Source organism: Bacillus sp. FSL W7-1582 (genome assembly GCF_038593325.1).
GTDB lineage: Bacteria > Bacillota > Bacilli > Bacillales > Bacillaceae > Bacillus > Bacillus altitudinis.
Window position 1 is genome coordinate 2,558,839 of sequence record NZ_CP151987.1, and the last position, 22,774, is coordinate 2,581,612.

The following is a 22,774-nucleotide window of genomic DNA, read 5'->3' on the forward strand; positions in this document are numbered from 1 at the left end:
TCATTTAGCCAGTGATTGGCGTCTCCATTCGAAGAGCTGGATCGCGCCAAATTTCGATCCATTTTTTAATAGCGAACACGATAATGACAAAACCTAAAATCAGCATAATCATCGAAAGCACTGCATTCAATACACTGTAGCCAGATGCTTCAGGATTGAGATAGACATTCGCAACCATCCAATAACCCGCATAATTCACCGTCACATATAAGTAAGCAAGTGGAATTAAACAAGTCAACATATACCGCCTTTTATCCGCAATTTTTAACACAACCGTCGCCCCAATGATTAATCCGACCGAGGCCATTAGCTGGTTTGACACGCCAAAGAGTGCCCAAATCGACCCAATGTCTCCAGAGTAAAGCAAGTATCCCCACATAAAACAAGCAAGTGCACTTGCAAAGACTGACCCTGGTACCCAGTCATTTCGTTTCAGCGGTTTATATGCTTCTCCAAAGAAGTCTTGGATCAAATATCGCGCGACACGGGTTCCTGCGTCAATCGCCGTTAAAATAAAGACGGCTTCAAACATAATCACGAATTGGAAGAAATAAGAGGCCAAATGACTAAAGAACGGAATACCCGTAAAGATGTACGCCATCCCTACAGCTAATGTAACAGCTCCACCTGTTCTTCCTTCTAAGTCAAGACCGATTTCTTTGCTTAGTTGAGGAAGATTCTCGACACTCATACCAAGCGTACGGAACACTTCAGGTGTACTATTAATTGCAAAATAATCTCCCGGATGAAGCGCAGTAGCGGCAATTAACGCCATGATTCCTACTAAACATTCTACGAGCATCGCGCCAAACGCTACCGGCTTCATGTCACTCCAACGATCTAGCATTTTTGGCGTTGTGCCAGAGCCAACAAATGCATGAAAACCAGAAATCGCGCCACAAGCAATGGTAATCGAAATAAAAGGCCAGACAGGTCCAGCTAAGACAGGCCCTCCTCCATTTACAAACTCCGTAAACGCCGGAAATTGGATGGTTGGATTAACCACAAAGATTCCCGCAATCAGCGCGATGAAAACACCAATTTTCATAAAACTGCTTAAATAGTCTCTTGGTGCCAAAAGCAACCAAACCGGCAGGGCCGCAGCAAAGAACGCATAGATTGGCAGGGCAAGAGCAAGCGTTTTTGTATCAAGTGTTAACAAATCTCCAAGTGCTGTTCCTTGAATATTCGGTCCAAGGAATACCCCCAACATCAGTAATATGAATCCCGCAGATGTCGCCAGCTTTAAATTGCCTGTCTTTTTATAATAAAGGCCGACTCCCATCGCTATTGGAATGGTAATACCCACTGCAAAGGTTCCCCAAGGATTTCGTTCTAAAGCATGAAGCACAACCATGGACAGTCCTGCCATTGTAATTGTAATAATAAATAACATGGCGAGCCCTGTGCAAAATCCTGCCACAGGACCAAGCTCCTCTTTCGCTACCTCGGATAGTGATTTCCCCTTTTTTCGCATCGAAGCAAACAAGACCACAAGATCATGAACAGCTCCGCCAATCACCGCTCCAATTAAGAGCCAAAGGAGACCAGGTAAATACCCAAATTGTGCGGCTAGAATCGGACCAACTAATGGACCGGCAGCGGCAATTGCAGCAAAGTGATGCCCAAATGTGACCCATTTGTTTGTTGGCACATAATCTTTCCCATCCTCGAGTGCATGAGCCGGTGTAGGATGATCATCTGTGACCTTTAGTACCTTCACCATCATAAACGTGCCATAGAGGCGATAGGCAATCGCTAAAATACACATCGATCCTATCACAATTGAAACCGCATTCATTTAACCATCCCCTTTGTATAAACAATTTGTTACAAATATAACATAAATTGATTGATTTTTCTTTCTTTTAAAACCGAGTTGACAAATAGGAATAATTGATTTAATCTAAAATAAGCTTCACCTACTTCCATAAACTCTCTTTTGACAGAGCCTCAATTGGCTCTGTCCTTTTTATTGATTTCATCTTACATAAATACAAGAAGGATCACATGTGCCTTCCTCACTAGAAAAATATCACTCCATTTACTGAAAACAGTTCTTTTGACATAACTTACATTCCAACGTTCATTTCCTGGGAAATTCAACGCAATTAAAAAACCTTTCCCCATACTGAGGAAAGGTTTCATCATTAAGAACCGTAAGTAATTTGTTCAACCGTTTTTTGGTCAAGTCTTTTGATGACTTCTGTTAAAAGCTTTACCGCATTTTCATAATCATCTCGATGAATCATGGCTGCATGGGTATGAATATATCTGCTTGGAATCCCGATGGATAGTGATGGAACGCCATGACCTGTTAAGTGAATACCTCCAGCATCTGTTCCTCCACCTGGCATGGAATCATATTGATAAGGAATGTTTAGTTCATCCGCAGTTTGGACAACAAAATCCCGAAGCCCCTTATGAGAAACCATGGAAGCGTCGAATACGACAATCGTTGGTCCTTTGCCAAGTTTGCTTGTTGCTTCTTTTTCAGTAATACCTGGTGTATCACCTGCTACTCCAACATCAATAGCAAATCCAATATCAGGCTGGATGGTAGCTGCAGCTGTTTTAGCTCCGCGCAAGCCAACTTCCTCTTGGACAGTTGCTACACTGTATGCAATATTTTCATGCTGAGTATCCTTTAAATTCCTCATGACATCAATCGCTACTGCACAGCCGATACGGTTGTCCCAGGCTTTTGCAAGAAGCATTTTTTCGTCATTCATTACCGTAAACTCAAAGTAAGGTACGATTTGATCTCCAGGGAGGACGCCCCATTCCATTGCCTGTTCTTTGCTCGAAGCTCCAATATCAATGAACATATCTGTGATTTCGATTGATTTCTTTCGTGCTTCTGGTGATAAGACATGTGGCGGTTTAGAACCAATCACACCTGTAATGTCTCCTTTTTTCGTCACAATGGTGACACGCTGCGCCAACATCACTTGAGACCACCAGCCACCGACCGTTTGAAAACGAATATAGCCTTTGTCATCGATTTTTGTCACCATGAATCCTACTTCATCTAAGTGACCAGCAAGCATCACTTTAGGCCCATTTGCATTTCCTTCCTTCTTAGCAATTAAGCTACCAAGGCGGTCTGTAGAGACTTCATCCGCATATGTTTCTATGTATGACTGCATGACTTTTTTTACATCACGTTCATTTCCTGGAATCCCTTTTGCATCCGTTAGGTCTTTCAGCATAGTTAATGTTTGATCTAGTTTTGTCATTCTGTGTATCCTCCTTTTTCTTCATGGTGCATTCTTATTATACAAAACCTCTTTCGTTCAATACGATCTTTTTATGAATATTTTTTCGTTAATCGAAATATTTTTTTAAAAAAAGTTGAAACCTTTTGTCTTTCTCATTCGTAGTACATCAGATAACGGTATTGGAGGTGCATCCTGTCATGTTTGTCATCCTCATTAGACTTGCTCTTGTTGCATTGCTTGTCTATATTTTTTACATGGCGGTAAAATTCTTCTCAAACCCGAGAAGAAAGCTGAAACAAGCACAATTAAAAGAAGGCTTTTATTTTATGGACGAACAGCAAAATGCCCGCAAAAATTTTAATTTCGTCTATAAAGGTGTCTTGTTTGAAGGGGAGAAGCATGTTCCTTCTAAGGATCATCCTCTGTTTGTCCACTCCATTTACGTTTGGACGGAGTCACCTGAGAAGCTAAATGAATTCACATTAGAAGACTTTGAAAAACTTGAGGAAAACATCATTGAACGGTATCCTCAAACAAAAATTGATTGGGATCAGCCCATCAAAAAAATCAAACAAAAAAAGGGAGCAGATACGCCGACTTAACGGCGTCTGCTCCCTTTTCAGATGAGATTGAGATAGACCAATATCACCAATTGGACAACAATTAAAGCAGGCATACCCATTTGAAAGGCAGGATGCTTCGTTTTATGACGGAAATACTGCATGCCAAGAAATGACCCAGCAGCACCAAAAAGTACTGCGGCACTCCATAAGTGCGCTTCTGATATTCTCCATTTGTGTGCTTTCGCCCGGCGTTTATCCTCTCCCATGAGACAAAACCCATAGACATTGACCAAGATGAGCAGCACGATCAGAGCGATATTCATTGATTTCACCTCACATGATGAGAAAAAAAGATCACTCCTTGGCGGAATGATCTTTTATATGACTTACTTGTCTAGTTGTGCTTTTGCAGCATCAGCAAGCTGGTTGAATGCGTTTAGGTCATTCACAGCAAGATCAGCAAGCATTTTGCGGTTTACTTCGATACCAGAAAGCTTTAAGCCATGCATTAAACGGCTGTAAGAAAGACCGTTCATACGAGCTGCAGCATTGATACGAGTGATCCATAGTTTACGGAAGTCACGTTTTTTCTGACGACGGTCACGGAAAGCGTAGTTTCCAGATTTCATCACCTGTTGGTTTGCTACTTTATATAATCTATGTTTTGAACCGAAATAACCTTTTGCTAATTTAAGAACCTTTTTACGACGCTGACGCGACACAGTTCCGCCTTTTACTCTTGGCATTGTAATTCCCTCCTATGTTTCCTATTCCAGATTACTTGATGTTTGCAAGTTGTTGTTTGATACGTTTGAAATCTCCAGCACTTACGATTGCGCTCTTACGCAATTTACGTTTTTGCTTTGTAGATTTGTTAGCGAACAAGTGACTTGTGTACGCATGAGAACGTTTAAGTTTACCAGAACCTGTTTTTTTGAAACGTTTAGCAGATCCGCGGTGAGTTTTCATTTTTGGCATTGGATGTTTCCTCCCTCTGTTACTTTTACTTTTCGACTTTTGGTGCAAGCATGAGGAACATGCTGCGTCCGTCCATCTTAGGTTTTGTTTCTACTGTTGCTACTTCAGCGCAAGCTTCAGAGAAACGGTCTAACACGCGCTGTCCGATTTCTTTATGCGTAATCGCACGGCCTTTAAAGCGGATAGAAGCTTTCACTTTATCTCCCTTTTCAAGGAATTTGATTGCATTACGGAGCTTCGTGTTAAAATCATGTTCATCGATTGTCGGGCTCAACCGAACTTCTTTTAAGCTAATGATTTTTTGATTCTTACGTGCCTCTTTTTCCTTCTTCTGTTGTTCGAATCGGAACTTACCATAGTCCATGATTCGGCAAACAGGTGGTTTTGCATTTGCAGCAACTAACACAAGGTCAAGATTGGCTTTCGTAGCAATTTCCAGAGCTTCCTGGCGGGTTTTAATCCCAAGCTGATCGCCATTTTGTCCGATCAAACGAACTTCACGCGCACGAATACCTTCATTAACTAATTGATCTTTGCTAATAGTGAGCCACCTCCATGAGATTTTGAATTGAGTTCACAATTCATTTTGACCATTTCGTTGTATGTTTTACAGGCAAACAAAAAGTGTGGGCATATAAAACACCCACACTGCGAACATTTGCATGAAAAAATAAATGTACGGTCAACCTGTCAACTACAAACATGTGTCAATCAGGTGAGAAGCGGGTGCTTCTGCTTGTGATATCTATTCAATTCGTTAACTATTCTACACAATTTTCATTTGTCCGTCAAGTAACCGAACTCTTGAAACAACTTTTTCATTTTAGCATGACGAAACGATTTGGGCAAGCCTTATTTAAAAAGAAATAAAGTCTCTTCAAATCCTTCAATTTTTCATTATCACACCGATATAAATCAAGTTGTATACATAAATAAACAAAAATATAAATCATATTCCATATAAAAAAAGGATTATATATCTATTTTTTCAAAAAAATGATTGATTTTATAATTCTTTAGACTTATCATTGGAGAAGTATTCAAATTCATTTAATAAAATAAGGAAAAGTAGGGGATTTATTTGAAAAAGTTTTTTAAGATTGGGTGTCTTAGTATCATTATTCTCATTTTGATTATTATCTTTGTATCTTGTATGGCTGGGGGCGGCAGCAAAAAAGATAATACATCAAATACTGGTTCTAAAAATGCAGTAACGAGTAGCGAAAAGAAAAATGATAAAGAAAAAACGCATAAAATTGGAGATAAAGTAGCAGTCGAAGACTTTACTTATCAAGTAAACAGCGTAACAGAAGCGAAATCTTTGCAAAAACAGTATTTGAGCGATGTAACGACAGACGGCAAATTTGTAATTGTTGAAGTAACGGTCAAAAATACAGGTAAAAAAGGTAGAATGGTAGATACTGAGATGTTCAGGTTAATTGGCAAAGACGGCACAGAATACAAATCACTTGCAACAAATAATATGTATGTAAATGATACGGATTCAAGTTTCTTCTTAAAACAAATAAATCCTAAATTATCTAAAAAAGGTAGAATTGCTTTTGAAGTTCCAAACGAAAAGAAATTCTCGCTTCAAGTCTCATCAGGACTAGGATGGACTGGCGGTAAGTATAAGACCATTGATTTATCAAAATAATGTAAGAGTGCACATTTTTGTGCACTTTTTTTATTACTAAATAATCTATTTAAACTCTAAAACTTCTATTGTAAAATGAACATGAGCCTGTCACATGCAATTGAGGGTAACTACATACATAACAAGGGAGAAGATCATGAAAGCCGTATTTTTCGATTTAGATGATACTTTGCTTTGGGATGAAAAAAGCATTCATACCACTTTTCAGGAAACATGCAGGGAAGCGGAAAAGAAATATGGACTTGATCCAGAATCGTTTGAACAGATTGTGCGTGAAGAAGCAAGAAAGCTGTACTCTTCTTATGAAACATATGATTATACTGTTATGATTGGCATTAATCCTTTTGAAGGACTGTGGTCTAATTTTAGTGAGCCGATTAGCGAAGGCTTTCAAAAGCTGAACGCCCTTGCACCAGAGTATCGCAAAAACGCATGGACGAACGGCTTAAAAGAGGCAGGCATTGACGATGAAGCATTTGGTCAATACTTAGCAGATTTCTTTGCAGCAGAGCGTAGAAAACGCCCATATGTCTATGAAGAAACGTATCCTGTTTTAGAGCGCCTGAAGGGCACCTATGAATTACTCCTTTTAACAAATGGAGATCCTAGTCTGCAAAAAGAAAAACTTGCAGGTGTTCCGGAACTTGCCCCTTATTTTAATGAAATTGTGATTTCAGGAGATTACGGGAAAGGAAAGCCTGATCCTGGCATCTTTGAGCACTGCCTTCAGCTGTTAAATCTCACAAAAGATGATGTCATCATGGTAGGAGATAATCCAAAAACAGATATTCTCGGCGCTTCTCGCGCTGGCATCCAAACTGTTTGGATCAATCGTCATGGCAAGAAAAATGAAACAGATGTGACACCAGATTATGAAATTAAAGACTTACACGAATTGTTTGATATTTTAAAATAAACCATAGGAAAAACACCCTTCTCCTGATCGAGATTGGGTGTTTTTTCGTTTTCGGCTATACAATTGCTGCTAAACTTTGTGCTTGACGATCTAAGCCGCGTGCTGCTTCTCCTACATTCATGAATTCCTCGCTTGCTTGCTTGACAAGATCCCGGTTTGTAAACACGCTTGTCTTTGCACGGCTTGTTCCGTTGCTGACCTTTTCAACTTCTAAATGGATCGCCTTCACATAACGATCCACCTTTACAATCGCTTCCTTTGAATCTGTCGCAAGCTTACGGATTTCTGCCGCGACGACACTAAAGCCATTTCCATAGGAACCCGCATGCGCAGCTTCTATGGCCGCGTTCAATGCGAGCAGCTGCGTTTGGGATGCGATACTGTTAATCGTTGTAGCAATTGAGCTGATCGACTCCACCTGCTCTGTTAACCCTTCTAGCAAACTCATGTTTTGATCCGTTTCATTCGCAATATGTTCAAAAGAAGCATTTACACTTTGACTATGCTGGATGCCGATTTCCGCTCGCTCCATTAATTTAGCAGACATATCTTTTAGGTCTTCTACTACCTGCTTCATTGTGTTTTCTCTCTCCGTAATATCTGTTGCCACTTTCACGACAGCCACTACGTTCCCCTCTTCATTGAGCACTGGTGTATACGTCGCTTCAAGCCATAAGGTGTCACCGTACTTCGTGATCCGCTGCACCTTTTCCTGAAACACTTGACCATTCTTCAAACGCTTCCAAAACATTTGATAACTTGCGTCTTCTGCAATATGCGGAGGACAAAACTGTCTATGCTTTAAACCAATCATTTCTTCCTTTGAATATTTCATGGCTTTTGCAAAAATATCATTGACCCATAGGACCTTACCTGTGACATCAAATTCAATCATCGCCAGTGAGTGCTCTAACGCACGAAGCACAGCTGATTGCTCCAATACTTGTGTTGATGAAGTGTTTGTTGTTTGAATCATCGCTTTCATTCCCCCAATTTGCCTCTCTCTAATAGTACATACTTACCCATACTTTCGTACTATCTAAACGTATCATTTGCGCAAATGGATCACTAGTGGAGAATTTTTTTCCATAAGAAAAAAGCCAGCAACCTCAATAGATGAGATCACTGACTGTTTCGTGCGCCTTCATTATTTTTTTGCTTCTGCGACTGCATGTTTCACAAAAGCTTCGAGGTCCATTGTTTCTGAATCTTGTTCCCCATATTTTCTTACATTGACCGCGCCATTTTCTGCTTCTTGATCACCGACAACCAGCATGTACGGAATCTTTTGCATTTGCGCTTCTCTAATTTTGTATCCTATTTTTTCATCACGACTGTCTAGTTCTACACGCAGTCCTTCAAGCTGCAAACGTTCTTGCACTTTTTTTGCATAGTCTAAATGGACAGATGGTGAAACCGGGATGACTTGGAATTGTACAGGTGCCAGCCATGTTGGAAGAGCTCCTTTGTATTCTTCAATTAAGAAGGCAACGAAGCGTTCCATTGTGGACACAACTCCTCTATGAATGACAACCGGACGATGATGTTTTCCATCTTCTCCGATATATGTGAGATCGAAACGCTCTGGAAGTAAGAAGTCTAGCTGTACAGTAGACAAAGTCTCTTCTTTTCCAAGAGCTGTCTTTACTTGGACGTCAAGCTTCGGACCATAAAATGCCGCTTCGCCTTCTGCTTCATAGTAGTCATGTCCAAGCTCGTCCATTGCATCTTTCAGCATAGACTGCGCTTTATTCCACATCGCATCATCGTCGAAATACTTCTCAGTATCTTCTGGATCACGGTAAGATAAGCGGAATGTGTAGTCATTCAAGCCAAAGTCTTGATACACTTCTTCAATTAGGCGAACTGTACGAATGAATTCGTCTTTGATTTGATCTGGACGAACAAAGATATGGGCATCGTTTAATGTCATCCCGCGAACACGTTGAAGACCGGATAAAGCACCTGACATTTCATAGCGGTGCATTGTACCAAGCTCTGCAATCCGAATTGGCAATTCGCGATAGCTATGCGGCTCGTTTTTGTAAATCATCATATGGTGCGGGCAGTTCATTGGACGGAGGACAAGATCTTCGTTGTCCATTTCCATGACTGGGAACATATCTTCTTGATAATGCGCCCAGTGGCCTGATGTTTTATACAATTCTACACTCGCAAGAACGGGTGTATACACATGCTCATAACCAAGGCGTACTTCTTTATCAACAATATAACGCTCAATGACGCGGCGGATTGTTGCCCCTTTTGGCAGCCAGAGCGGAAGACCTTGGCCCACCTTTTGAGAGTTCGCAAACAGTTTCAATTCTTTTCCTAGTTTACGGTGATCGCGCTCTTTTGCTTCTTCAAGCAGACGTAAATGCTCGTTTAATTCTTCTTTGCTGAAGAAAGCTGTTCCGTAAATACGCTGAAGCATTTGGTTGTTACTGTCGCCTCTCCAGTAAGCACCTGCAAGGCTTAACAGCTTGAATTCTTTGATTTTCCCTGTAGACGGCAAGTGAATACCGCGGCATAGATCGAAGAATTCACCTTGCTCATAAATTGTGACCGCTTCGCCTTCTGGGATTGCTTCTAACAGCTCTAGCTTCAATTCATCGCCAATTGCTTCAAAGCGTGCTTTCGCTTCTTCTCTTGAAACTTCAATGCGCTCAATCGGCAAATTGCTGTTAATGATTTTTTTCATTTCTTTTTCAATCTTTGGTAAATCTTCAGGTGTAATCGCTACATCGATGTCGACATCATAGTAAAAGCCATTTTCGATGACAGGGCCTACGCCAAACTGGACGTGATGCTCTTTTCCATAAATGCGTTTGATTGCCTGTGCTAGTAAATGCGCTGTGCTGTGGCGCATAATATCGAGCGCTTCTTCACTCTTATCTGTGATGATCTCGATTGTTCCACTTTCTAACAGCGGCGTACGCAGATCTATTTCTTTGCCGTTCAATTTACCGGCAAGCGCTTTTTTCTTTAGGCCTGGGCTAATTGATGCCGCGATGTCTTCTGTTGTAGCTGTTTTGTCAAACTCCTTGACTGCTCCATCTGGAAATGTAAGTTGAATTTGTTCTGACATCTCTAGTCACTCCTTTTTTTGGCAATATAAAAACCCCGCCCCCTGGAAAGGGACGAGGTTGAATAAACGGAATCGTGGTTCCACCCTTTTTCCCGTATTTGCAGCTTGCTTTGTCAAAAGCAAATACGGCTTGTGGTTCAATAACGGGAATTCCCGTCAGCTATTACTAAACAGTTCACAGCTGATGTTCAAAGGTGGTAAAGCAAATGGTCCTCTGCTAGGAAGCTTTCAGCCACGGCTTCCCTCTCTTTAAGCGGGTGTTCATTTGTTCATGTCCTTATCAATACGGTCTCTGTATGAAGTTACACCGTATTATAAAACGTTTTTTCGTGAAAATCAAGAAAGCTTTTCACTTTTCTTTTCCAAATGACTAGGAACAAATTGTACATGCTGTTCTTGAAACGAATGAGGCGGGAATACCTCGACTCTTTCTTGAAAAATATTTTGAATGGTTTGCACCATCGAGTGACCTGTATCATCTGTAAATAGGTCAATTTTTTGTGGCGCAATGGATACAAGCGGTGCAATCAACTGCGAATCAATATACATTGGATGCTCTCTTACAAACTGTCTGTCTATGTATTGTTTTTGATCACGCTCAGAAGCGTACCGAAATTCCCAAATCATCAGGCGGTCCTGATGCACAACATGTACTTTTTCAAGCTTAGGTTCTCTTGACATCACATAGTCTCGAAGGGATTGAATAAAGTTTTGATATTCTTGTTCCATTTTATATTCTTCGATGGATACTTCAACATAGTTCTTCAACCTTCTGTCATACGCTGAGAGCCTAAATGTCATAAATGAACCAATGGAAAAAACACCTTTCTGTAAAGAAATCGTCTCAAGCTCTTTTTTTAACAGATCCTCCCTCGGCGGGTCTTGATGAATTCCAGGGATATCATCTAGATCCCCTTTCATGATGCTATGGGCGATTGAAAGAATTTGGTGCTGCTCTTCTGGATCTTTAAATAAGTATGTGTTTTCAAGGATGCTGCGCATGCGTTCATTTTCTTTGCATTCCAAAAAAAAGTGAATCAGCAATGTCCGCACAATGTGCTCTATGGCTTCTCCTGATTTCTTCGCTTCTATGAGAAGCCGGTCTTTCCCTTGTTGAATCGAAATGTGATGCCGACTGTCCAAGTGTTCAGCAAGATGTAAAAAAGCGGCGGTATCATATTCATCTTCAAAGATTATTTCAAGCATGTTTGTCCCCCCTAACGACATCTGTTACATATATATGGGGGGAACATAAAAAATAGACGCCTAAAATAAATCAGGCATCTTTCTTTTTAAAATCAGTGGCACTGAGATAAAGATCAAATAAATCAAACAAACAATCGCTAAGGCGGCATAATTTCCGCTCACAAAGCTTGATCCAAGGACATTTAACGCCACAGTACCAGGTATTAATCCTAAAAAAGTAGCTGCCGCAAATGCACGATAATTCGCACGTGAAGCTGCTGCGGCATAACTGACAAAATCAAAGTGAATGGGCGCAATGCGTAATAAGAGGATATAAAGAAATCCATGCTCTTGAATACGGGACGTCACCGCTTTTAGCTTCCGATTGCTTGATTCGGTTTCCTGCTTGTTTGAACGGAAGGTTGAGGCAAGCAGGAAAGATCCTGTTGCACCTGCTGTCGCACCAGCTAAGGCATAAATGGTCCCAAGGACACTGCCGAATGCCAAACCCGCTGCTAGCGAAAAGACGGTGAGAGGGACAAGCACAAATGGACGAAAAAGTGATAAGAAAAGAAAGACAAAGGGAGCCAGCATCCCAAATTGAAGAATCCAATTCTTCACATCTTTCGGCGACAGTTGAAGATGCTGTTTGTTGAGCCACCATAGCACAGCAGCTAGAACGCCAATCACGAGAAAAAGCAGCCATTTTCTTTTGTTCATCTCATCCGCTCCCCTTCACGTGACCTATCTTTTTATAAATGACGGCGATTTTCCCCTTCAAGCAAAACTGGTTCAGCTAGGTAGAGAATACGTTCCATTAATCGAGCTGCCTTCACCTCTTCTTTTTCCCCACGCTGTGAGTACGTAAAGTGATGCTTTAACTCATTCGGTGAGAAATTAGAAGAGAAAAAAGTCGGCAGCTGCTCTGCCATGCGGTATTGCAAGATTGTTCCTAAAAGTTCATCTCGTACCCAGCTTGTCATCGACTCTGCTCCAATATCATCAAGCATTAAAATCGGTGTTGATTTGACCATATTCAGCTTCTCTTCGAGTGTATGATCGGCTAACGAATTTTTTAACTCTCTCACAAATTCAGGCACGTATACAAGGAGAGATGGATACTCTTTTACCGCTAACTGCTGCGCAATCGCTGCCAGAATAAATGTTTTTCCGACCCCAAACTTTCCATGTAAATAGAGGCCTTTGCCCTTACCTGTTTCATCATAACTTTGCAAGAATTGACCTACTTTTTGAATGACTTCTTGTCTTCCAACCACATTTAAATCAGCAAACGTCGCTTGAAGAACATTCTGCGGAATATACATACTTTTCATGAGTTCTTGCTGTTTTTTCTGTCTATCAAGCCGCAGTTTGACAGGACAAGGGGAATATTCAATATCAATGCTCTGACCTTTGATCACAAGCTTCGGGTGATACCCGTCTAAAATGACATTTACATTCTCTTCCTCTAAGCAGTAAGAACAGCCCTTTGATTGCTGTACATATTCAAAGAGCCTGTTCAAACTGCGATTGATCATGTCTTCTTGGATGTCCTCTTGATGCTCCTTTAAAAAAGCTTTTACATCTTCATCAGCTAGGACACTTTCTTTAATCTGATTGTATCTCACGCGAAAATCTACCCGCCCTTTTAGCTGATCAAATGAACGACCGATCGGTTTCATCTCCATCTCACCTCACATTAATGTGCATTGTACTTTTTCATATTATTAAACTGATCTAACAATTTTTCTTTTTCTCGTTCGAGGTCCTCTGTAGACAAGTTATCTGTCTGTTCTTTTGGCTGTTCTTTCGTTTCAGCTTCCTTCATCCAGTCAGGCAGCTTCTCCTCGCGGATCACTTTTCCTGATCCATATGATTGACGCTTATTTTTTTGCTGCGCCCATTCTGTCATTTGTCTGTTCTCTTCTTTGGCAATTTTCATAGCAGCTGCCACTGTTTTGATTTTCTTTCGCACCCAGTGGGCGGCGATTTTCTGCATATATGTTTTGGACAGCTTCATATCGGTTTTTAGCAGTGTATAGTAGATCAGGACATTCATGACCCCAGGCTCTAGCTGCTGCTCAAGCATAATATCTTCAACAATTCTTAAGTCTGCATACGTCGGCTCAATGCCATCTGCCATATCTTTTAGAAGCTCTCTAGGCGAAATATGATCAAGCTTTTCAATCAATTTCGCATCAGGTGCATCTGCACCTGAATTTTGCGTGACATTGTGACGTAAATGTCTTGGCTGTTTTTGATCAATCAGCTTCGGCTGTTCGCCTCTGTATTCAATTTGATACCAGTCTCTCGCTGCTTTTCGCAGATCCTCAGTTGATATCATCTGATCTGAACCACAGGCACCTGCGACAATATTTTGCATTTGCAGCGGTGTGATGCCATAGACGACAGCTAACTTCTTAATTGTTTCTTTCACTTGCTTTGTTAAAGCCTTTCTCGGAATCATCATGTCCGACATGCCTGCTAACAGGAGATCAAAATCAAAAGATTCATCTGAAAGCGGTGCAGGCTGACTTGAGCCAACTGTCACATATTCGTAGCCCTCGTCAAGCGATGACGCCTGATTGATTTCCTCTGTCATCTTGCGCTCTCCTGGCTGCAAGACGTGAAACACTTCTTCAAACGATCGGGAGATATTCTTTGCATCAGCAGGAACTCCTGGATAAGAAAAATAATCACGAAGCTGCATATATTTTGCTTTCTCTACCCGATGATACAAAAGGACATTCAGCATACCGTCTTGGAAAAATTCATCCGGTCTCAGCGGCGGCACGAGCTCATATGTAAACAGTCTGCCTTCTTCCGTTTCCTGTTCATATGTGCGGAGTAATCCGATCGCTTCAAGCTTTAAGCGCTCCTCAAAAATATCATTTAAATTCGTTTGCAGCATCACCATCAGCTGACGGTGAGGTGCGGGTTTCCCCCACATTCGATTTTGTTCCAGCTCTCCCCACAGCGTCATGTATAAACTGAAAGCGGACATGCCAATAAGCGGCTGATATAAAAGAGTAATAAGCTGTCTATCGATGTCACCGAGCAATGAAGCGCTTTTGACGACATACGGATCGACGGCTAGCACTTCCTTCCAATGCTCTGTCATATGCTGATCCTCCCTTAATACGGTTGTCTTCATTGTACACTCTTTTTGCGTTTTACGCTTTACGCAGGAAAAAGAGCATGAAGAATCTTCAGCTCTTTTTTAGCGTTCTTTCTTTAATAAATCTTTTAATTCATCAATAAATACATTGATATCTTTAAACTGACGGTAAACCGAGGCAAACCTGACGTAAGACACTTCATCGATTTTCGCCAGCTCGTCCATTACCATTTCCCCAACAAGCTCGCTTTTCACCTCTGACATGCCTTGGTTACGCAATTCCTTCTCGATGTTAAAACAGACATCCTCAAGCTGTTTTAAAGCGACAGGACGTTTTTCACACGCTTTAATGAGGCCTCTTAGCATCTTTTCCCGGCTGAATTCTTCTCGAATTCCTTCTTTTTTCACCACAATCAATGGCAATTCTTCTAATTTTTCAAACGTCGTGAAGCGATATTGACAGCTTTCACACTCTCTTCTCCGACGAATGGATTTTCCTTCATCTACTGGTCTTGAATCAAGCACCCTTGTGCCAAGGTGCTGACATGTGGGACATTTCATTTCATCAGCTCCGATCTCTTCTTGGAAGTTGTTTGTCTAGTTCTTTATAAAGGGACAAAACAGCCTTTTGACTGTAGCCAAAGTCTGTTGGCAGTGCTGTTTCTGTTGTCACATTAAAATCGACAGCTGTTTCAAAAGGACGAATTGAAATGACAGTCGCCACGAGAAAAGCTTTTTTCGGCGTTCGTATGTTTGCGCTGATTTCACCTCGTTCTGCTGAAACAGATGTCACTTGATAGGAATCGTTTCTTGAAAGAACGGCTTCTACCGCTTGGAAAACTTGAGTTTGTGTCGATTTGTAGTAATGGCTTTTCAGCTCTGACACTGGATGATGGTCAGATGTTTCTGTATGATTTGAAATGAATCGTTTGAGCTTTTGTCCTAAAGTCATACACGTATCCCCTTTGTCATAAACCCTCTTCTTTATTTTATAAAAAAAACCTTTGTTTTCCTAGAACAAAAGTATAGACAGGTTGGATCATGCTGGATGTCGTGTATGGAACAAATATAAAAAGGAGCATAACACAAAGGCATTTAATGCTTTTGGCCAGCTCCCATTGCAATCTTTTTTATGTTTACAGTGCTTTGGCTTGCGCCTGTTTCACTTGTACAGGTCCCATGCCTCGAGGAATTTCGATGTTTTCTCTTGTTTCAGCACCTAGTTCATCTCCGATATGATCTGCTGCAATATTCGGATCTAGATCGCCGCAAGTATAAACATCTATGCTCGCATAACCATGTTCAGGAAAGCTGTGAATTGTCAGATGAGATTCAGAAATAATGACAACTCCACTTACTCCTTGAGGTGCAAATTTGTGAAAAGCAACCTCTCTTACTTCAGCTCCTGATTTCAAAGCTGCATTTACAAACGTTTTTTCAATAAAATCCATGTCGTTCAGTTTATCACAGTCGCATCCCCATAACTCGGAGATAACGTGACGTCCGATTGTTTCCATCATGGACCCCCCTTAAACAAGAATGAAAGAGTGAAGTTCTAAGCAGCCGGACCGGACATATACCACGGGGGAAAGTTAGTCCAAAGAGGTCCTAACCCTTTAAGTATACCCGAATGAGTCTGCGAACAAGAAGTTCACGAAAAATAGTATACTTTGTTTAGACCCATTTTGCAAGCTGTGTTTTTAGTGGGATTTTCTCTCATTTCTTGAAAAGGGACGTTCAGTCTTCTTCATTTCAAACAGCTGAAAGCTCTTTCATCTGGGAACCAACAAACTTTACAAGATCAACCACTCTGCAAGAATAGCCCCATTCATTGTCATACCATGCAAGAACTTTTACTTTTCTGCCTTCCATCACCATCGTTGTAAGTCCATCAACGACAGCAGAATAAGGGTTTGTGTTAAAGTCTGTGGAGACAAGTGGTTCATCGGTGTAATCTAATATGCCAGCAAGAGATGTTTTTGAAGCCGTTGCAAAGGCAGCATTGACCTCTTCTGCTGTAACATCTTTTTTCAAGTCGACCACAAGATCAACCATCGATACATTAGAAACTGGCACGCGAAGTGCAAGTCCATGTAATTTCCCTTTCATGTGCGGCAGCACTAAAGAAAGCGCTTTAGCGGCACCCGTCGTCGTTGGAATGATGGACTGGGCACATGCTCTTGCCCGGCGCAAATCCTTGTGGGGGTTGTCGATATTTTTTTGATCATTTGTATAAGCATGAACCGTTGTCATTAAGCCGTTGTCGATGCCAAATTCATCATCTAACAATTTGACAACTGGCGCTAAACAGTTTGTTGTACAAGATGCGTTTGAAATAACGACGTGCTTTTCAGGATCAAGATCATCCTCATTGACACCCATTACAATTGTAACGTCTTCATTTTTACCTGGAGCTGTAAGTACGACCTTTTTCGCTCCGGCATCTATATGGCCCATCGCTTGATCTTTTGAATTAAATTTCCCTGTTGCTTCGATCACGATATCAATCCCAAGCTCTCCCCATGGAAGCTGCTTTGGGTCTCTATTATTGAGCAAAAGCACTCTTTTGCCATTGACAATCAACGCGTCATCTTCTGCTGTCACATCGCATTCGTAACGTCCATGATTTGTGTCATATTTAATTAAATGTGCTAGCGTTTCGGCAGGATAGCTTGCGTTCACCGCTACAATTTGAATTTGATCATCAAGCATTGCTTTTCTGAAGACCATGCGTCCAATTCTGCCAAACCCATTGATCGCTGCTTTTACCTTCATGAACAGGTCACTCCTCTATTATGTGTTATACTCAATAAATTTATTTATGAAATTAGTATATCACATTAGAATGTAATTGCCAGTATATAAACGTATATTTTCAAAAAAGGGCTGTTCTTTGCAATGAAATTGACGAAAAAAGCATAAAAAAAGAAGAGTACTGTATGTACTCTTACTTATCTGTATGTTCCCATTCGTTTAATATGTTCTCTAATTGCTTTCTAATAAAAGCAAGATCTTTTGTGTTTTCTATCACACGGTCTGCTTTTTGGCATTTCTCCTCAAGAGGCTGCTGGGAGTGAATGCGATTCAGCGCTTCTTCCTCGCTCAGGTCGTTTCGATTCATGAGCCGCGACAGCTGCAAATCAGGCGTCGTGTACACAACGATGATACGGTCGACTAGCCCTTCCAGCTTGCTCTCAAATAGGAGCGGAATATCAAGCACAACAAAAGTTTCTTGGTTGCTGACCCCTTCATCACGCTGCTTGAGCATTTCCTTTCTGACTTCAGGATGAACGATGGCATTGAGCTTTTTTCTTTTCTCTTCATCAGAAAAAATGATCGCTCCAAGCTGCTGCCGGTTCAGTTCACCATTTGGCAGAAGAACCTCTTCACCAAAAGTTTGAACGATTTGATGAAGGGCAGGCGCTCCTTTAGAAACCGCTTCTTTTGCAATGATATCTGCATCCACCACCCGAATGCCTTTCTCTTTTATCATCTGCGAGACTGTGCTTTTTCCGCTAGCAATCCCGCCTGTTAATCCAATGACGAGCGTCAATTCGTTTCCTCCTTTACAGCTTCCACACCCCAATTAAAATGAGCAACAGCCCTGGTAAGCATGCGAGTTTATCGATCCAGCGCCAATTGGCCAAATAATGACCTGCACGCAGTCCGATGCATACAAAAAGAGAACTCATCACAGCGACCGTGATGCTCATGACAATTGGAGAAAAACCAAGAATCGCTGCACCAATTCCTGCACCAAATGCATCGATGGATAAAGCAATTCCAAGAAGCACCGCTTCCATTCCATTAATGGTGCCAGAGCGGTCAATATCTGCACTTGTAGGCTTTCGCAAAATATGAATGACAAGCCCAAGAGACTGCACTTCTACATTGAGAAGTGTTTTTTCATGAAGGAGCAAATCACGCTCTTTCGCTGGTTTATAAAATTGATACAGAACCCAAAGTCCGATAGCAATTAAAATGCCTCCACCCAGTTTATCTGTCACTGAGACAGGGAGGAATGTCGTGAGCAGGCTGCCAATCAGCATGGAAATGAGCAACACAATTCCTGAACAGCAAGCAATAATAACGATGGCTTTAAATGGAATCCTCATCTTGCGAAGACCATACGTAAAACCTACAGAAAAGCTGTCAATGCTGACGGCAATAGCTAAAAACAGAAGCGAAAACGAAATCATACCTGTACTCTTCCTTTCTGTTCATGCAACGATGATCAAGAGTCTCTAGGCGTCCTTAGACTCTTCTTCACTATATGAAGAGCAGGTGGGCTGTGTGTCAGTCTACACCTTGCTGAAAAAAGAATGTTTTTTATCGTATGCATGGCAAAAAGGAAGCATGCTGACGGCTTACTTTTATGAAGGGCGTTTTTGGCAGGTCACACAAAAATGAGTGCCGCGCCCTCCCACCACTGTTTTCTCTATGATACTGCCGCACGTCTGGCAAGGTTCTCCCCGCCGGTCATATACAAGAAGCTGTAATTGAAAAGTCCCAATATCACCTTGTGAATTGATGTAGGAACGAATGGTGCTACCTCCTGCATCAACAGCCACTTGAAGCGTTTCAATAATATGTTTGTGGAGCACCTTGCAAGATGCAAGACTTAGCTGATTCGCTTTTGTTTCTGGATGAATGCCTGATTTAAACAGCACTTCATCTACATAAATATTACCGAGGCCAACCACGATTTTTTGATCAAGTAAAGCCGTTTTGACTACGCGGGAGGTTTTCTTTAATTGCTCCCATAAATAGTCTGGTGTAAATGAATCTGAAAAAGGTTCATACCCCAGCTGTGATAGCGGAAGTTCTTTTTCTTCTTCGCCTGGCTGAAATAGATGCATCGTCCCAAATTTACGGACATCATGGTACCGAAGTTCGGTACCATCTGTGAACGTAAAGACGACGTGTACATGTTTATCATAAGGCTCACCAGTTTCATGTACACGGTATTTCCCTTCCATTCTTAAATGGGAGACCATCACATAGTGGTCTAAATGAAAGAGTAGAAACTTCCCTCTTCTTTCAATGGTTTGAATGGTTTCTCCTACCATCCTTCTAGCGAACTCTTCCGGTTCCCCAGGACGTTTGATGATATTTGGCCATTTGATATCGACCGTTTCAATCGTTTTTCCTTTGACTAACCGCTGAAGAGTGCGCCGGACGGTCTCAACCTCTGGTAATTCCGGCATGCTCCTCGCTCCTTTTTCTCTCTCTTTATTTTGCGTCGTACCAAGATGGACCTGAAGCATAATCGACTTTTAGCGGCACATCGAGCTGAAGTGCGCTTTCCATGACTTCAGGGACGATTTTTTCTAATATGGCGATTTCTTCTTTTGGCGCTTCAAAGATCAGTTCATCGTGCACTTGCAATAACAGATTTGCCTGCAGATTCTCTTCTTTTAACTTTCGTGCCATATCAATCATCGCTTTTTTGATGATATCGGCAGCACTGCCTTGGATCGGTGTGTTCATTGCCGTTCTTTCCGCAAAACTTTTCACATTAAAATTACGGCTTGTGATATCTGGGATATATCGTCTGCGTTTAAGAAGCGTGGTCACATACCCTTTTTGTTTTGCTTCCTGCACGATGTCCTCCATATAGGTTTTCACGCCTTTAAAGCTTGTTAAATAACGTTCAATGAAGGCCGCTGCATCTTTTCTTGTAATCCCAAGGTTTTGAGACAGTCCATAATCACTAATTCCATATACGATTCCGAAGTTGACAGCTTTTGCCTGTCTCCTCATAGAGGAAGTCACTTCTTCTTCTGAGACATGGAACACATCCATGGCTGTTTTCGTGTGAATATCCATATCTTGAGTAAAGGCTTCAATCAAGTTCTCATCTTGAGAAATGTGCGCGAGTACACGCAGCTCAATTTGAGAATAGTCAGCTGCAAACATGAGCCAGCCTTCTTTTGATGGAACGAACGCTTGACGAATTTTTCGGCCTTCTTCTAAACGAATCGGGATGTTTTGAAGGTTTGGGTCTGTTGAGCTTAGTCTTCCTGTTTGTGTAAGTGCCTGATTAAATCTTGTGTGCACTTTATGCGTATCTTTGCGCGTCACTTTCATTAAGCCTTCTACATAAGTAGATTGCAGCTTTCCTATTTGACGGTAATGCAGAATGGACCGAATAATTTCGTGCTTGTCTTCAAGCTTTTCAAGGACATCCGCAGACGTAGAGTAGCCTGTTTTGGTCTTTTTGATAACCGGCAGTCCTAATTTTTCAAATAAAATCACACCAAGTTGCTTCGGTGAATTGATGTTAAATGTTTCTCCTGCTAACCGATGAATGGTTTCTTCATATTCCTTCAGCTTCTTCGTGAGTTCTTCACCCATTTTCTGAAGACGTTCAACATCCACTTTTACTCCAAGAGATTCCATTTCACCTAAGATGAGGGCAAGTGGCAACTCTAAATCTTCATACAGCTCATGCTGATCATTTTTTTCTAACGCTTCAAGGGTCAAATCATGCAGCGCAGAGATCGCTGCTGCTTTTCTTCCAAGATGGTCTTTTAGCTCTTCTTCAGGTGGAATCGCCTGTTTCGCTCCTTTGCCGTAAACTTTTTCATCGGAAAGGGCTATGTTCAGGCCATATTCCTTCGCCACACTTGCAACGTCCTCATAGGATTTCTGCGGATTGACCACATAGGAAGCGAGCAGGACATCGTTATCGACACCTTTAAGATCAACATCATGCCATCTGAGCGCAACAACCGCTCTTTTGGAATCAAAGACCCATTTCTTCTTCGTTTCATCCTGTACCCATTGTTTAAACGCTTCAGATTGAAGAGCATCTTCTTTTGTCATAAAAAATGCACCGTTCTCATTATGGATCGCAAACCCTATCAAATCGGCTTCGTGATAATTGTCTCCTAGCTGTTCTACCACAAGTGCAGCGTGATCTGTCAGCATGTCCTCCGTGACATCTGTCATTTTCTTCACGTCTAGTTCGTCTATTTCTACCGGTTCATCTGATTCTGGCGCTTCTCCTAAACGCTCTAGCAGCGTTTGAAAGCCCAGTTCTTTATAAAGCGAGATGACCTGCTCCATGTGAGGACCTTCATAGGCGAGCTCTTTGCTTGACACATCTATTGGTGCTTCTACGAGAATCGTCGCCAGCTTTTTACTCATCACCGCTTGTTCTTTATATTCTTCAAGCTTTTCTTTTAGCTTTTTCCCGCTGACTTCGTCAATATGATCAAGCAGATTTTCAAGGCTTTCAAACTGCTTTAGTAATTTAATCGCTGTTTTTTCACCGACACCAGGCACGCCTGGGATATTGTCTGATGAGTCTCCCATCAGCCCTTTCATGTCGATGATTTGATCTGGTCTGAGGCCGTATTTCTCTTCAATATGGGCCGGTGTGTAATATTCTACTTCTGTGATACCTTTTTTCGTAATGGCTACTGTTGTATGGTCTGTTGAAAGCTGCGTTAAGTCTTTATCTCCTGAGAAGATTTTGACCTCAAAGCCGTCCTTTTCTGCCTCTACAGCCAGTGTGCCGATAATGTCATCTGCCTCGTATTGCGGAAGCTCGTACCTTTTCACTTGATAAGCATCTAATAGCTCACGGATGAACGGCATTTGTTCTGATAGTTCTGGCGGAGTTTTTTGTCTTCCGCCTTTATATTCCTTAAAGGTCTCGTGACGGAAGGTGGTTTTACCCGCATCAAATGCTACGAGCATATGAGTCGGCTTCTCGTCTTCCAGCATCTTCATTAAGATCATCGCAAAGCCATAAATGGCATTTGTATGTACGCCTTTATCATTGGATAATAGCGGCAAAGCAAAAAAGGCTCGATAAGCGAGACTGTTTCCATCCACAAGTACTAATTTCTTTTGATCTGTCATCTTTTAATCCTCCATCGACTGAGCCGGCTCAGCCGTCTCTTTCGCACATTGTATGTTCATTTTATCAAAGTTTATTTTGAAAAGAAAATAGACGAGCCTGCATAAAAAAGGGACGAAAACAACAAGTGTTTTCGTCCTTCCAAAATTGGCTCCTTGGATGAAGGGGTTCCTATTCA

At 41.5% G+C, this 22,774-nt stretch carries 23 protein-coding genes and 2 other annotated features; of the genes, 3 read left to right on the top strand and 20 right to left on the bottom strand.

The annotated features are described in order from the left end of the window. Positions 1-4: 4 nt before the first annotated feature. Both cstA and NSQ11_RS13180 read right to left on the bottom strand, forming a co-directional pair. The gene (gene cstA, locus NSQ11_RS13175) at positions 5-1,801 is read right to left on the bottom strand and encodes a carbon starvation protein CstA (protein WP_039168858.1); all 1,797 of its coding nucleotides are present in this window, start codon (positions 1,799-1,801) and stop codon (positions 5-7) included. Positions 1,802-2,150: 349 nt separating this feature from the next. Further along, a complete protein-coding gene (locus NSQ11_RS13180) occupies positions 2,151-3,239 on the bottom strand; it encodes a M42 family metallopeptidase (RefSeq protein WP_060832550.1) in 1,089 nt (362 codons plus the stop codon). Between the two features lie 179 nt (positions 3,240-3,418). Between NSQ11_RS13180 and NSQ11_RS13185 the strand changes: the two genes are divergently transcribed. Further along, positions 3,419-3,823 (top strand): hypothetical protein, encoded by a 405-nt coding sequence (locus NSQ11_RS13185; RefSeq protein ID WP_008346017.1) that lies wholly within the window; start codon positions 3,419-3,421, stop codon positions 3,821-3,823. A 17-nt stretch (positions 3,824-3,840) separates the two neighbouring features. On the opposite strand, the gene NSQ11_RS13190 is transcribed toward NSQ11_RS13185, so the two are convergent. The 4 genes from NSQ11_RS13190 to infC form a co-directional block, all read right to left on the bottom strand. Next, a complete protein-coding gene (locus NSQ11_RS13190) occupies positions 3,841-4,107 on the bottom strand; it encodes a DUF1294 domain-containing protein (protein ID WP_008346019.1) in 267 nt (88 codons plus the stop codon). 63 nt (positions 4,108-4,170) lie between these two features. Further along, complete coding sequence (gene rplT / locus NSQ11_RS13195) at positions 4,171-4,530, bottom strand: 50S ribosomal protein L20 (RefSeq protein WP_007501659.1); 360 nt, start codon at positions 4,528-4,530, stop codon at positions 4,171-4,173. 31 nt (positions 4,531-4,561) lie between these two features. Then, a complete protein-coding gene (gene rpmI / locus NSQ11_RS13200) occupies positions 4,562-4,762 on the bottom strand; it encodes a 50S ribosomal protein L35 (RefSeq protein WP_003216324.1) in 201 nt (66 codons plus the stop codon). Positions 4,763-4,787: 25 nt separating this feature from the next. Continuing rightward, entirely contained in the window at positions 4,788-5,303 is a 516-nt protein-coding gene (gene infC, locus NSQ11_RS13205; protein ID WP_024718649.1) for a translation initiation factor IF-3, read from the bottom strand. A 71-nt stretch (positions 5,304-5,374) separates the two neighbouring features. Beyond that, positions 5,375-5,506 (bottom strand) — a sequence feature (ribosomal protein L20 leader region). A 337-nt stretch (positions 5,507-5,843) separates the two neighbouring features. Here infC and NSQ11_RS13210 point away from each other — a divergent pair. Together NSQ11_RS13210 and NSQ11_RS13215 are read left to right on the top strand one after the other, a co-directional pair. After that, positions 5,844-6,419, top strand: a complete 576-nt coding sequence (locus NSQ11_RS13210) for a DUF4352 domain-containing protein (RefSeq protein ID WP_025207763.1) — start codon at positions 5,844-5,846, stop codon at positions 6,417-6,419. Between the two features lie 136 nt (positions 6,420-6,555). Further along, positions 6,556-7,335, top strand: a complete 780-nt coding sequence (locus NSQ11_RS13215) for an HAD family hydrolase (protein WP_024718651.1) — start codon at positions 6,556-6,558, stop codon at positions 7,333-7,335. A 55-nt stretch (positions 7,336-7,390) separates the two neighbouring features. On the opposite strand, the gene NSQ11_RS13220 is transcribed toward NSQ11_RS13215, so the two are convergent. The 14 genes from NSQ11_RS13220 to polA form a co-directional block, all read right to left on the bottom strand. Beyond that, entirely contained in the window at positions 7,391-8,311 is a 921-nt protein-coding gene (locus NSQ11_RS13220; RefSeq protein ID WP_017358260.1) for a methyl-accepting chemotaxis protein, read from the bottom strand. A gap of 171 nt (positions 8,312-8,482) precedes the next feature. Continuing rightward, a complete protein-coding gene (gene thrS, locus NSQ11_RS13225) occupies positions 8,483-10,423 on the bottom strand; it encodes a threonine--tRNA ligase (protein WP_007501674.1) in 1,941 nt (646 codons plus the stop codon). 45 nt (positions 10,424-10,468) lie between these two features. Then, positions 10,469-10,716, bottom strand: a binding site (T-box leader). A gap of 43 nt (positions 10,717-10,759) precedes the next feature. Next, complete coding sequence (ytxC, locus tag NSQ11_RS13230) at positions 10,760-11,629, bottom strand: putative sporulation protein YtxC (protein ID WP_008346029.1); 870 nt, start codon at positions 11,627-11,629, stop codon at positions 10,760-10,762. A 60-nt stretch (positions 11,630-11,689) separates the two neighbouring features. Then, complete coding sequence (locus NSQ11_RS13235) at positions 11,690-12,328, bottom strand: TVP38/TMEM64 family protein (RefSeq protein WP_007501676.1); 639 nt, start codon at positions 12,326-12,328, stop codon at positions 11,690-11,692. 32 nt (positions 12,329-12,360) lie between these two features. Beyond that, positions 12,361-13,290: a primosomal protein DnaI gene (dnaI, locus tag NSQ11_RS13240; protein WP_008346034.1), complete on the bottom strand. Its 930-nt coding sequence runs from the start codon at positions 13,288-13,290 to the stop codon at positions 12,361-12,363. 17 nt (positions 13,291-13,307) lie between these two features. Further along, complete coding sequence (locus tag NSQ11_RS13245; protein WP_017367826.1) at positions 13,308-14,729, bottom strand: replication initiation and membrane attachment family protein; 1,422 nt, start codon at positions 14,727-14,729, stop codon at positions 13,308-13,310. A gap of 99 nt (positions 14,730-14,828) precedes the next feature. Beyond that, a complete protein-coding gene (nrdR, locus tag NSQ11_RS13250; RefSeq protein WP_003216720.1) occupies positions 14,829-15,287 on the bottom strand; it encodes a transcriptional regulator NrdR in 459 nt (152 codons plus the stop codon). Between the two features lie 4 nt (positions 15,288-15,291). Next, positions 15,292-15,678 carry a hypothetical protein gene (locus NSQ11_RS13255; protein ID WP_017358264.1) on the bottom strand — a complete coding sequence of 129 codons (387 nt, stop codon included), beginning with the start codon at positions 15,676-15,678 and terminating at the stop codon, positions 15,292-15,294. Between the two features lie 184 nt (positions 15,679-15,862). After that, a complete protein-coding gene (speD, locus tag NSQ11_RS13260; protein ID WP_003216492.1) occupies positions 15,863-16,243 on the bottom strand; it encodes an adenosylmethionine decarboxylase in 381 nt (126 codons plus the stop codon). A gap of 235 nt (positions 16,244-16,478) precedes the next feature. Continuing rightward, the gene (locus NSQ11_RS13265; RefSeq protein WP_008346043.1) at positions 16,479-17,501 is read right to left on the bottom strand and encodes a glyceraldehyde-3-phosphate dehydrogenase; all 1,023 of its coding nucleotides are present in this window, start codon (positions 17,499-17,501) and stop codon (positions 16,479-16,481) included. 172 nt (positions 17,502-17,673) lie between these two features. Then, complete coding sequence (gene coaE, locus NSQ11_RS13270; protein WP_035701967.1) at positions 17,674-18,279, bottom strand: dephospho-CoA kinase; 606 nt, start codon at positions 18,277-18,279, stop codon at positions 17,674-17,676. A gap of 13 nt (positions 18,280-18,292) precedes the next feature. Then, positions 18,293-18,925 (bottom strand): sporulation membrane protein YtaF, encoded by a 633-nt coding sequence (gene ytaF / locus NSQ11_RS13275; RefSeq protein WP_007501684.1) that lies wholly within the window; start codon positions 18,923-18,925, stop codon positions 18,293-18,295. A 174-nt stretch (positions 18,926-19,099) separates the two neighbouring features. Then, complete coding sequence (gene mutM / locus NSQ11_RS13280; RefSeq protein ID WP_025207769.1) at positions 19,100-19,933, bottom strand: DNA-formamidopyrimidine glycosylase; 834 nt, start codon at positions 19,931-19,933, stop codon at positions 19,100-19,102. Between the two features lie 25 nt (positions 19,934-19,958). Further along, positions 19,959-22,598, bottom strand: coding sequence for a DNA polymerase I (gene polA / locus NSQ11_RS13285; RefSeq protein ID WP_342501125.1), 2,640 nt, complete (start codon positions 22,596-22,598; stop codon positions 19,959-19,961). Between the last annotated feature and the right edge of the window lie 176 nt (positions 22,599-22,774).